Here is an 11,894-nt window from a genome sequence, read left to right as displayed (position 1 = left end):
CGCCATCAACGTGCGGACATGGTCGGCACGTGGTGGAAAGGCGGCACCATACCGCGTGGATTGGCGTGATTGGGTCGATTGCATGACGGGCGCTCCTGGCACATGAGGAGCGGAGCCTGTCTGCAGGCAAGCCTTGCCCTGTGATGTTGCGTACGCACACAGGTCGACGCGTTGGCAACATGGCAAAGCACGCTGCACAGGCATCGTCATTGCAGGTGGAAGCTACGGCCAAGCGCCGTCCACACACCTGCCTTCAGGTAAGAAAAGGAAAGGGGGAAATCACGCAGCCTGAACCGGCTACGGTTGCCACCATCATCCCGCGCCCGGCGAGATAACAGCAGCGAAACACTGCGCGTCAGCTTGCCGAACGGCGACCGGTACCGAGTACCGGACAACTACCATCGATTGAGCAAGGGCCCACAGGGGGTCTCCGCAGTGTTGAAAACGGCGCGACTATAACCAGAAAAGAGACGTGAACAAAGCAAAATTTGCATAAGAATCGTCAATTGCGGCGCTGCAAGCACACTGCAGCGGCGATACACTGGCAACCCGATGCCGGCCCGCCTGACTCTCACTCAGGCCCGGCAATGCCCGCAACGATAGATCACACAAGGTTCTTCATCATGCGACCCTTCCTGCGCCGGCTGCTCACCCCCGCCCTCTCTTCGCTTGCCGTGGCCGCTGCCTGCGGCATCCTGTCGCCTGCCGCCCAGGCCGACGACCTACGCATCGGTCTGTCCGCCGACGTGACGTCGATGGACCCGCAATGGAACAACGCCGGCCCCAACAACGCCATGGCGCTGCACGTCTTCGAGTCGCTGGTCTTCCTCGACAAGAACGGCCGCTACACGCCGGGCCTGGCCACCTCGTGGAAGGCTGTCGACGCCAACACGTGGGAGATCAAGCTGCGCCCGAATGTGAAATGGAGCGACGGCACGCCCTTCACCGGTGAAGACGTGAAAGCCTCGATTGAGCGCCCGGCACGCCTGACCAACAGCCCGGGCCCGTTCACGAGCTACACCAAGTCGATCACCGACGTGCAGATCGTCGATCCGCTCACGGTGCGGCTGAAGGTGTCGATTCCGAACTACGCCAGCATCCCGAACGACCTGAACAGCCTGCCGATCATCCCCAAGAAGGTCGCAGAGGCTTCACAGGCAGATTTCGATGCCGGCCGCGCCATGATCGGCACGGGCCCGTTCCTGTTCGATCACTTCACGCGCGGGCAAGAGATCGTGCTGAAGAAGAACCCGAACTACTGGGGCCATGTGCCGCAGTGGGATAAGGTCACCTTCAAGATCATCACCGACAACGCCGCGCGTACGGCGGCCCTGCTCTCCGGCGATGTGGATGTCGTGGAGGCCGTGCCCGCCGCGGATGTGCCGCGCATCAAGCAGAACCCGAAGTTCCACCTGGAGCAGCAAGTATCGTGGCGCACGATCTTCTGGCAGATGGACCAGAGCCGCGATGTGTCGCCGTTCATCACGGACAAGGCCGGTAAGCCGCTCGCCAAGAACCCGTTCAAGGACCACCGCGTGCGTGAAGCCGTGGCACTCGCCATCAATCGCGATGCCATCGTCTCGCGTGTGCTCGAGGGCCAGGGCGTGGTGGCATCGAGCATCGTGTCGCCGCAGATCTTCGGGCACCCGGGCGGCAAGCCGATTCCGTATGACGCGGAGCGCGCGAAGAAATTGCTGGCCGAGGCAGGTTATCCAAACGGTTTCGGGCTCACGCTGCACGCCACCAACAATCGCTACCTGAACGACGCGCAGGTTGCGCAAACCACCGCGCAACTGCTCACGCGCGTCGGCATTCAGACCAAGGTGGAAACGCTGCCGGTGGCGGCATATTTCACGCGCGCGCGCCAGGGTGAGTTCTCGTTCATGATGTTGGGCTGGGGCTCGGTAGCGGCAGATGTGGCGCTGCGCAGCATTCTCGGCACGCCGAATGCACAAACCGGCTATGGCAGCTGGAACTGGGGCCGCTACAGCAATCCCGAACTGGACAAGCTGGTACAGACGTCGCTCTCGACGGTATCGAGCGAACAGGCCCACGAGCAGGCTGCCAAGACCGCCGCGCGCTTTGCACAGACCGACTACGCGATCATTCCGTCGCACCATCAGCTCGCTACATGGGCAATGCGTAAAGGCATCCGCTATGAGGCGCGCACCGACGAATGGTCGCTCGCATGGTTGTTCACCAAGCAATGATGATCACTTGGTAACCAACACCGTGCCGTAACGCGCTGTTACAGCAAAATCGCTTGATGTGCCGCATTGGGGAAAGCTACAGGAACTTTCGGCCTTAGCTTTCCTCTATCATGGCGATTTTCCACGCCGACACCCTGTAACACTCGTGATGTTGCGACCCAAACTACTTTGTCTCGGCGTCGTCGCTTTGCTGGCCGCCTGCTCCAACTTGCAGACCGAACCGACCAACGCGTCGGCTCAGTCGGCCCAGGCCACCAACGCCACGCCGAGCACTTCAGCCGCACAGGCCAAACCGGCCACGCCTCCGGTATCAACCACGCCGCCGATCGTCTTCGGCTCGACCGATGCCAGCGGGACCACCACGGTCAACCTGCCGGCCAAGGACAAGATGAGCTTGTCCGAGTACCGCGCACAAACCCGTGACCGCCTGATCCAATCGGAAGGTGCCCGCCCTGACGTGGCGGACTGCGCCGCACATGCGAGCTGGATCATCCCGCGCTCGACCAACTTCGATCAGTTCCGCCTGCCGACTGGCGCGCTGTCCAATGACCAAGCCAAGGTCGAGCCATGGGACTCGCGCTTCTCGTTGAGCAAGCAAGGCGCGGTCAAGGTATCGAGCGTCATCAGCTTCAATGCCGCTGTGCACAAGCGCGGCACAGGCAATGACCAATGGGAGCCGGTGCGCGTGCGCTGCGGCTATGACGAAGGGATGATGCTGGCGTACGAACTGCTCGACGCCAATGGCCAGCCGTTTGCAGCACCGGCCGCCGCACCTTCGTCAACGGCAACCCGCACGCACTGCCGCCGCGGCCATCGCTGCACAACCACCTCGGCGGTCCACAGCAAGAGCACTGCCAAAGGCAAAGCCGCGACGAAGTCCACGGCTAAGTCTGCGAAGAGCAACGGCACGGCCAAGACCAAGTCGACACCGACTGGCAAGACCACCGCCAAATCGACGGCCAAGAAGACGACGAAGAAGTCGACCTCCGGCCAGTAAAAACAAACGCGCCGCCAGAACCCTGGCGGCGCGTTTTGCATTGGTGACCTCGGCGCGATCGCTCAGCCGAGATATTCCAGGATCGCCTGCAGCATTGCCGCACCCAGTGCAGCACTACGGGCACCATCCCAGCCTACCCGTGCATCGGGCAGATCGGCGTTGTCCTTGAACGGCATTTCCAGCGTCAGCGACAGACAACCATACGTGTGACCGATGTACTTCGAGGCGAGCTTGAGCGCATCTTCGTTGTACTTGCTGGCCTCGTAGCCGTATTGCGTCTGGAAATCCGGTGATGCACGCAGAAAGGCTGCCACGAAGCGGTCCTGATCGGCACGCTGCGCATCGGTAAAGCCCGGCAGCATCTCGCTGCCTGCCACGAACACGTAGGGCAGTGCCTCATCACCGTGAATGTCGAAGAACAGGTCGACGCCGGTCTGCTCAATGGCCTGGCGCACGCACAGCACTTCGGGGCTGCGCTGGGCGTCGGGCTCCATCCATTCGCGGTTCAGGTTGGCGCCGGCGGCGTTGGTGCGCAGGTTGCCGAGGGACGAGCCGTCCGGATTCATGTTCGGCACGATGTGGAAGACGGCGCGCTCGGCGAGCACACGGCCAATCGGATCACCGCCCCAAACACCTTGACGCGTCAGGCGCGCAAGCAGTCCTTCAACGAACCACTCGGCCATCGTCTCGCCCGGATGCTGGCGCGCGATGATCCACACGTTCTTTTTTCCGGGGCCGGGTTCACCGACGGTGATGCTGGTCATGTCCCGGCCCTGCACCGTGCTGCCGAGGCGCTGCGTCCGCACGCCGGGTCGGACCTGCGCGGCGGCCACCAGCGTTAGGTGACGCTCGTCCGAATACGGCTCGAAGTACGCAAACCAGATGCTGTCGTGCTCGGGCGTCACCTCGATGGTCATCGTCTTGCCGTCGTAGCGCGTCGGCAAGCGAAACCAGTGCTCGCGGTCGTACGAGGCGACGGCCTGGTAGTCCTTCCAGCCGGCGGGGTACGTGCATTCGCCGGCGTTTTCCAGCGCCAGCTTGCACGCCTGGCCTTGCACGCCCTGCAGGCGGAAGTGGAACCACTGCGTGAAGTCGGCGTGCGAATCACGTCGGATGCGCAGGCGGATGGCATCCGCGCGCGTGGCATCGACGATCTCGATGGCGCCGCTGTCGAACGAACTGGAGATATGCGGTTGGGTGGCAGTCATGTCGGGTCCTGTTCTCAAGTGAGCTTGCGGCGGAAAACCCAGCGTTCGTCGTCGGAATCAGTTGCGTCAAACGCATACCCGTCGACATCGAACGCCTTGAGCTTGCGCGGATCGGTGATGCGATGCTCGATCGCGTAGCGCGCCATCAGGCCGCGCGCGCGTTTGGCGTAAAACGAGATGATCTTGTATTGCCCATTCTTCCAATCCTCGAAGACAGGCGTAACGACGCGCGCCTTGAGCACCTTGGGCCGCACCACCTTGAAATACTCTTCCGACGCAAGGTTGACGAGCACCGGGTCGCTATCGGACGGGTTCTGCTTGAAGAGCTTGTTGAGCGCGAGCGTCACATCATCGCCCCAGAACGCGTAGAGATCCTTGCCGTGCGGATTGGCCAGGCGTGTGCCCATTTCCAGGCGGTACGGCTGCATCCAGTCGAGCGGGCGCAGCACGCCATAGAGCCCCGACAGAATCCGCAGATGCTTCTGCGCAAACTGCAGATCATCCGCCGATAGCGAATTCGCATCGAGCCCGCCATAGACGTCGCCATCGAAGGCCAGTGCGGCTTGCTTGCTGTTCTCGGCGGTGAATTCGGTGGACCAATCGCCGTAGCGTGTCGCGTTCAACACAGCCAACGGGTCGGAAATCTTCATCAGCGTGCCGATCTGGGCCGGCGACAGCTTACGAAGCACTTCAATGAGTTCTGCGGAGCGCGCGATGAAATCGGGCAGCGTGTGGTTCTTGATGCGCGGCGGGGTGTCGTAGTCGAGCGACTTGGCCGGCGAGAGGACGATGATCATGTCAGAATCGCGGTTCACAAGTCTGGAATTGTATCGAATGGCAGACACTGCTGCCCCGACCCAGGCCACCGCCCCACGCGTGGTGCTGGACTCCAACATCTGGGTCGACATCCTCATCTTTGACGACGCCGTTGCGCGCCCCATCCGTGCCGCGCTGGAAGCCGGCCGGCTGGATGCGATCATCAGCCCCGCGTGCCGCGAAGAGCTGCGCCGCGTGCTGGACTATCCGCAGTTCGCGCACTACGCCGTCGATGCGCAAGCCGCCCTCGCCTGGGTCGATCGCGTAACCCGCTCGGTGGCGGATCCGGAAGACGCTGCCCGCACGCAAGGCGAAACCTTCGTCCCGCGCTGCAAAGACCGCGACGACCAGAAATTCCTCGCGCTGGCCGATGCCGCCAACGCCACCTATCTCGTCTCCAAGGACAAGGCTGTGCTCAAGCTCAAGCGCCGCATGGCCAAGTATTGCGATGTGGCGGTGCTGCCGCCCAAGCAGTTTGTCGCGCTGGTCCAGTTGGAGACTGCTCCCCTCGTTCAAGCTTGAAGTCGCATTGCCATGACCACTGTTGAATCGCTCGCGCCCATCGCTCCGCCGCCCTCCCGGCTGCCGAATGTCGGCACCACCATCTTCACCGTGATGTCGGCGCTGGCTGCAGAGAAGCAGGCCGTCAACCTCGGCCAGGGCTTTCCGGATTTCGATTGCGACCCGCGCATCGTCGATGCGGTGTCGGACGCGATGCGTGCCGGCCTCAACCAATACCCGCCGATGACGGGCGTGCCCGCGTTGCGTCAGGCCATCGCCGCCAAAGTCGCCAACCTGTACGGCCATACGTACGACGCCGACCGCGAAATCACCATCACCGCCGGTGCCACGCAGGCGCTGCTGACCACCGTGCTGTGCTGCGTGCATCCGGGTGACGAAGTCATCGTCTTCGAGCCCACGTACGACAGCTACATCCCGTCGATCGAACTGGCCGGTGGCAAGGTCGTGCCGATCACGCTGAACGCGCCGGACTTCCGCATCCCGTTCGACACGCTGGCCGCGGCCATCACGCCGCGCACGCGCCTGATCATGCTCAACACGCCGCACAACCCGACGGGCACCGTCTGGCATGCGGACGACATGCAGAAGCTGGCCGAGATCCTCGCGCCGACCAACGTGCTGCTGCTCTCCGACGAGGTGTACGAGCACATGGTGTATGACGGCGTGCCGCATGCATCGGTCGCGCGCATCCCGGAACTGGCGCGGCGCGCCTTCGTGGTGTCGAGCTTCGGCAAGACGTATCACGTGACGGGCTGGAAGGTCGGCTACGTGGCCGCGCCCGCCGCGCTGTCGGCGGAGTTCCGCAAGGTGCATCAGTTCAACGTGTTCACCGTCAACACGCCGGTGCAGCACGGGCTGGCGAACTACATGGCCGATCCGCGCCCGTATCTGGATCTCTCGGCGTTCTATCAGCACAAGCGTGATCTGTTCCGCGCGGGGCTGGAGAAGACGCGTTTCAAGCTACTGCCCTGCCAGGGCACGTACTTCCAGTGCGTGGATTACAGCGGCATCTCCGACCTGCCGGAGGCGGAGTTCGCGAAGTGGCTGACGAGCGAGATCGGCGTGGCGGCGATTCCCGTGTCGGCGTTCTATTCGCAGCCGCACGAATCGGGCGTGGTGCGCTTTTGCTTCGCCAAGAAAGATGAAACGCTCCAACTGGCGTTGGAGCGCTTGTCGAAGGTTTAACGCTGGAACTGGCGATCAGCGCTTGCTGGCGTAGTGCGCCAGCATCGCCTCCAGGTTCGCCTTGCTGTCCGCTCGCATCTTCTGCACGTTGGGGTTCTCGGCCATCGCGGCCAGGTAAGGCTTGACGCCCTCAACCTGCGCCAGCAGGTCTTCACCGTAGATGATCTTGGTGGCCTGGCTCACCAGCGGGAAGTGGACGATGGCTGCGCAGTCCGCAATGGTGAACGTATCGCCCGCCACGTACGGCGCGAACTTGAACAGTTTGGCCGCGGCGGGGATGTTCTTCTCCAGTTGCTCGCGCACCTTGACCTTCAGGTTGTCGCTGATCTTGCCGCCGAAGAACGCTTCGGGAAACAGCTGACGCGCCACCAACTCCAGGTGCAGCTCTAGGAAGGTCACGACCTCGCGCACCTTGGCCGCCTTGAACGGGTCAGACGGAACAAGCGGATGTTCCGGATAGCGCGCCTCCAGATAGTCGACAATGACCTGCGATTCGCACATGCCGTGATCGCCATCCTTCAGATACGGCACCTTGTGCAGCGGCGAGATCTCGCCGTCGGTCTGATCGGGCCAGCGCAGCGCTTCCTCGAACGCAATGCCCTTCTCCATCAGCGCGAGCTTGACCTTGTTGTAGTAGTTGCTCGCAGCAAAACCGTATAGCGTCAGCATGAACCAGTCTCCTTGGGTTGGGTGGCTGCCTGTTATGGTCGGTGCGGATGCCGGAAATCGCACGCTCGTGCTATTTTAGCCAGACTTCTTTCGATCGAAGCGAATTTCATATGCAGACTATCGGGATTGTAGGAACCGGCGCCATGGGGCGCGGCATTGCGCAGATCGCGGCGCAGGCCGGCCTGCGCGTCAAGCTGTTCGACGCCAACCCGCCCGCCGTGGAAGCGGCGCGTACCGCACTGGCTGACACGCTGGCCAAGCTGGCCGCCAAGGGCAAGCTCACGGCGGATGAAGCCGACGCCACAATCGCGCGGTTGATCCCTGCGGGCGCGCTCACAGATCTGGCGGACTGCGATCTCGTGGTCGAGGCCATCGTCGAGAAACTGGAGGTCAAGCGCGACCTCTTCCGCCAGCTTGAAGACATCATCCGCGCCGATGCAATCCTGGCGTCGAATACGTCGTCACTGTCGATTACGGCGATTGCTACGGCCTGCAAGCACCCGGAGCGCGTGGCCGGCTTCCACTTCTTCAACCCCGTGCCGCTAATGAAAGTGGTCGAGGTGATCGACGGCCTGCGCAGCGCGCCCGCTACTGGCGATGCCTTGGCCGCACTGGCCAAGCGCATGGGCCATACGCCCGTGCGCTGCATCGACATGCCGGGTTTCATCGTCAACCACGCCGGGCGTGGCATGAACACCGAAGGCCTGCGCGTGGCGCAGGAAAGCGTGGCCGCCTATGCCGACATCGACGCCATCATGCGCGAGCAGGCGGGCTTCCGGATGGGGCCGTTCGAGCTGATGGACCTGACCGGGCTGGATGTCTCGCACCCGGTGATGGAATCGGTCTACCGCCAGTTCTATGAGGAGCCGCGCTACCGCCCCTCGCAGATCACGGCGGTGCGCTTTGCCGGCGGCATCCTGGGCCGCAAGACGGGCGAAGGTTTCTATCGCTACCCGGATGGGCAAAAGCAAGTACCGGCCGAAGCGCCGGTGCCGACCGCGCGCCCGTCGTCCGTGTGGATCAGCCGCGCGCACGAAGCCGGTCACGCCGCGGCACAACGCCTGATGCTAGACCTGGGCATCACGCCCGAGGCAGGTTCCAAACCGTCTGCCGATGCGCTCATCATCGTTACACCGCGCGGGCTGGATGCCACTGCATGCGTGACTGCCGAAGGGCTGGATGCGCGCCGCACCGTGGCGCTCGACACGCTCTATCCGTTTGCGGCCACCAAGCGCCGTACGCTGATGACCACGCCCGCTACCGACCACGCTTACCGCGACGCTGCACATGGTCTGCTCGCCTCCGATGGCGTACCGGTGACGGTGATCCGCGATTCGGGCGGCTTTGTCGCGCAGCGCATCGTCGCGTGCATCGTCAACATCGCGTGCGATATCGCCCAGCAGCGCATTGCCACGCCGACGGACATCGACCTCGCCGTCACGCTTGGCCTGGGTTATCCGCAAGGGCCGCTGGCGCTGGGCGACACGCTGGGCACGGGCGCCATCCTTGAAGTGCTGCAGAACCTGTACGTGCTCTATGGCGACCCGCGTTATCGCCCGAGCCCGTGGCTGCTGCGACGCGCCCGTCTGGGTATGTCACTGCTGACGCTGGACGCCTAACCCCTTACCTCCCGACACGAGGCCATTGCCATGACCGCGCAACTGCTCTCCCAACGCATCGGCTCAACGCTAGTGCTTGTTCTGTCCAACCCCGACGCGCGCAACGCGCTGGACCCGGTGATGTACACCGCGTCGATGGAAGCCCTGGATCGCGCCTCCAACGACAACGAGATCCGCGCGGTCATCTTCACCGGTGCAGGCAGCGCCTTCTGCGCCGGCGGCAACCTGAACCGCCTGCTGGAAAACCGCAGCAAGCCGAAGAGCGTGCAGGAAGAAGGCATCGACGCGCTCAACCACTGGATCGAGACGATCCGCACCTTCCCCAAGCCGGTGATTGCGGCGGTGGAAGGCCCGGCGGCGGGCGCAGGCTTCTCGCTGGTGCTGGCGTGCGACTTTGCGATCGCGGCATCGGATGCGAAGTTCGTGATGGCGTACGTGAACGTCGCGCTCACGCCGGATGGTGGCGGCTCGTGGCACATCGCGCGCTTCCTGCCGCGTCCGCTGGCGAGCGAGATCATCATGCTCGGCAAGCCGGTGGGTGCAGAACGGCTCGCGCACTTCGGCCTCATCAATGAAGTCGTCAAACCCGGCGAGGCACTGGGCCATGCGCTGCTGCTGGCAGAGAAACTCGCGGCGCAATCACCACATGCGGTCGGCCGCATCAAGGGCCTGATTGCCAACGCGGAAGACGCTTCACTGCACGATCACCTCAAAGCCGAACAGCACAGCTTTGTCGAAGCGCTGCACCATGCCGATGGCAACGAAGGCATCTCTGCCTTCCTGCAGAAGCGCAAACCGCAATACCGCTGAGTCGCTGAGCATGATTCCGTTCCCGACACCCAACCGCCGGCGCATCTATCTGATGCGCCACGGCGCCGTCACGTACTTTGACGAGACCGGCCGCCCGATCGAGCCCGACACGGTGCCGCTCAATGAAGAGGGCCGCAAGCAAGCGACTGCTGCTGGGCGCACCTTTGCGGCAGAGAACATCCTGTTCGATCGTGTGATCGTCAGCGGCTTGCCGCGCACGGTGGAAACCGCACAGCGCGTGCTGGCGGAAATGCCCGCGATGCAGGCGCGCGGCGTCACGCTTGAGCAATGGCCCGAGCTGCAGGAAATTCGTGGCGGCAAGCTGGGAGAGATTCCCGAGCACGAACTGGCGCAAGCGTTCATCGGCGTATTCGAAGGCACCGTACCGGAAGAACGCCGCTTCCTGAACGGCGAGAGCATCGGCGAATTTCTCAACCGCGTGATCCCGGCGCTCACGCATCTGCGCGCCCTGCCCGACTGGGACACCGTGCTGCTGGTACTGCACGGCGGCACCAACCGAGCGATCCTCTCGCATGCCATCACGGGTGGCGAGCGTGTGTTCTTCGGCAACCTTGCGCAGACCGCCGGCTGTATCAATGCACTCGATGTAGGAGACGAGCCGAGCGATTGGGTGCTACGCATGAGCAACTTCTCGCCGCCCTCGCCTGTGCACTTTGGCTCGCGGCTGACGACGATGGAGGTCTTGCTGCAGCAATACCTTCGCTATCGCAATCCCGCCTGAACCACAACAGAACACGATTCGGAGACACAGCATGACGCAGCAGGATTTCTCGGCCTTCGAAGGCACACGGCCGGTGGCAGACCAGCAGAAGTTCGACATCGGCGCGCTGGAGGCGTGGATGTGCGAACACGTGACGGGCTTTGCCGGCCCGCTCACCGTTGAGCAGTTCAAGGGCGGCCAATCGAACCCGACCTTCAAGCTGATCACGCCCTCGTGCACCTACGTAATGCGCGCCAAGCCGGGCCCGAAGGCGAAACTGCTGCCGTCTGCGCACGCTATCGAACGCGAATACCGCGTGATGGATGCGCTGGCCAACACCGACGTGCCCGCACCGAAGATGTTTGCGCTGTGCGAGGACGAAGCCGTGATCGGCCGCGCCTTCTACATCATGGAATTCGTGCAGGGCCGCGTGCTGTGGGACCAGGCGCTTCCCGGCATGGCACCCGCCGAGCGCACCGCCATCTACAACGAGATGAACCGCGTCATCTCCGCGCTGCACACGGTGGACTACGCCGCTATCGGCCTGGCGGATTACGGCAAACCCGGCAACTACTTCGCGCGCCAGATCGAGCGCTGGAGCAAGCAGTACAAGCTGTCGGAAACCGAGTCGATTCCGGCAATGGACAACCTGATCGAATGGCTGCCCAAGCACGTGCCGCAAGAGGCGGAAGAAATCACCAGCATCGTCCACGGCGACTATCGGCTCGACAACCTGATCTTCCACCCGACGGAACCGCGCGTGCTGGCCATCCTCGATTGGGAACTGTCCACGCTGGGCCATCCGCTGGCCGACTTCAGCTACCACTGCATGAGCTGGCACATCGAGCCGGGGCAGTTCCGCGGCGTGGCCGGGCTGGACTTCGCTGCGCTGGGCATCCCGTCGGAAGCCGACTACATCCGCCAATACGAAGAACGCACCGGCCGCCGCATCACCGGTGACTGGAACTTCTACCTCGCCTACAACATGTTCCGCATTGCCGGCATCCTGCAGGGAATCATGAAGCGCGTGGTGGACGGCACGGCGTCTTCCGCACAGGCGCTTGAGGCTGGCAAGCGCGCCCGCCCGATGGCCGAGCTGGGCTGGAAGTACGCCCAGCAGGCCGGCGCCTGATTCAG

11 protein-coding genes are annotated in these 11,894 nt (G+C 63.3%); 8 read left to right on the top strand and 3 right to left on the bottom strand.

The window, feature by feature from the left end; translation table 11 throughout:
- Nucleotides 1-623: 623 nt before the first annotated feature.
- Both F7R11_RS08240 and F7R11_RS08235 read left to right on the top strand, forming a co-directional pair.
- Entirely contained in the window at nucleotides 624-2,210 is a 1,587-nt protein-coding gene (locus F7R11_RS08240) for an ABC transporter substrate-binding protein (RefSeq protein WP_064802560.1), read from the top strand.
- 148 nt (nucleotides 2,211-2,358) lie between these two features.
- Nucleotides 2,359-3,207, top strand: a complete 849-nt coding sequence (locus F7R11_RS08235) for a BspC domain-containing protein (protein WP_064802558.1) — start codon at nucleotides 2,359-2,361, stop codon at nucleotides 3,205-3,207.
- Between the two features lie 62 nt (nucleotides 3,208-3,269).
- Here F7R11_RS08235 and F7R11_RS08230 read toward each other — a convergent pair whose 3' ends face one another.
- Nucleotides 3,270-4,415, bottom strand: a complete 1,146-nt coding sequence (locus F7R11_RS08230; RefSeq protein WP_064802556.1) for a M14 family metallopeptidase — start codon at nucleotides 4,413-4,415, stop codon at nucleotides 3,270-3,272.
- Nucleotides 4,416-4,429: 14 nt separating this feature from the next.
- Nucleotides 4,430-5,212 (bottom strand): peroxide stress protein YaaA, encoded by a 783-nt coding sequence (gene yaaA / locus F7R11_RS08225; RefSeq protein ID WP_064806244.1) that lies wholly within the window; start codon nucleotides 5,210-5,212, stop codon nucleotides 4,430-4,432.
- A 37-nt stretch (nucleotides 5,213-5,249) separates the two neighbouring features.
- On the opposite strand from yaaA, the gene F7R11_RS08220 reads away from it, so the two are divergent.
- On the top strand, nucleotides 5,250-5,753 hold the full coding sequence (locus F7R11_RS08220; RefSeq protein WP_064802554.1) for a putative toxin-antitoxin system toxin component, PIN family: 504 nt from the start codon (nucleotides 5,250-5,252) through the stop codon (nucleotides 5,751-5,753).
- Between the two features lie 12 nt (nucleotides 5,754-5,765).
- On the top strand, nucleotides 5,766-6,938 hold the full coding sequence (locus F7R11_RS08215) for a pyridoxal phosphate-dependent aminotransferase (RefSeq protein ID WP_064802552.1): 1,173 nt from the start codon (nucleotides 5,766-5,768) through the stop codon (nucleotides 6,936-6,938).
- Nucleotides 6,939-6,953: 15 nt separating this feature from the next.
- Here F7R11_RS08215 and F7R11_RS08210 read toward each other — a convergent pair whose 3' ends face one another.
- Nucleotides 6,954-7,607 carry a glutathione S-transferase gene (locus tag F7R11_RS08210; RefSeq protein ID WP_064802550.1) on the bottom strand — a complete coding sequence of 218 codons (654 nt, stop codon included), beginning with the start codon at nucleotides 7,605-7,607 and terminating at the stop codon, nucleotides 6,954-6,956.
- 47 nt (nucleotides 7,608-7,654) lie between these two features.
- Here F7R11_RS08210 and F7R11_RS08205 point away from each other — a divergent pair, with 47 nt between their 5' ends.
- From F7R11_RS08205 to F7R11_RS08190, 4 genes are read left to right on the top strand one after another with little or no spacing between them, the layout of a single operon-like run.
- Nucleotides 7,655-9,226, top strand: a complete 1,572-nt coding sequence (locus F7R11_RS08205; RefSeq protein WP_151180518.1) for a 3-hydroxyacyl-CoA dehydrogenase — start codon at nucleotides 7,655-7,657, stop codon at nucleotides 9,224-9,226.
- Nucleotides 9,227-9,256: 30 nt separating this feature from the next.
- Nucleotides 9,257-10,036 carry an oxepin-CoA hydrolase, alternative type gene (locus tag F7R11_RS08200; RefSeq protein ID WP_064802546.1) on the top strand — a complete coding sequence of 260 codons (780 nt, stop codon included), beginning with the start codon at nucleotides 9,257-9,259 and terminating at the stop codon, nucleotides 10,034-10,036.
- 10 nt (nucleotides 10,037-10,046) lie between these two features.
- The gene (locus F7R11_RS08195; protein WP_064802544.1) at nucleotides 10,047-10,778 is read left to right on the top strand and encodes a histidine phosphatase family protein; all 732 of its coding nucleotides are present in this window, start codon (nucleotides 10,047-10,049) and stop codon (nucleotides 10,776-10,778) included.
- Nucleotides 10,779-10,809: 31 nt separating this feature from the next.
- Nucleotides 10,810-11,889 carry a phosphotransferase gene (locus tag F7R11_RS08190; protein WP_064802542.1) on the top strand — a complete coding sequence of 360 codons (1,080 nt, stop codon included), beginning with the start codon at nucleotides 10,810-10,812 and terminating at the stop codon, nucleotides 11,887-11,889.
- The last annotated feature ends 5 nt before the right edge of the window (nucleotides 11,890-11,894 follow it).

Source organism: Ralstonia insidiosa (assembly GCF_008801405.1).
GTDB lineage: Bacteria > Pseudomonadota > Gammaproteobacteria > Burkholderiales > Burkholderiaceae > Ralstonia > Ralstonia insidiosa.
Note: the sequence above shows the minus strand (reverse complement) of the source record. Positions and strands in the feature narration are given on the sequence as shown.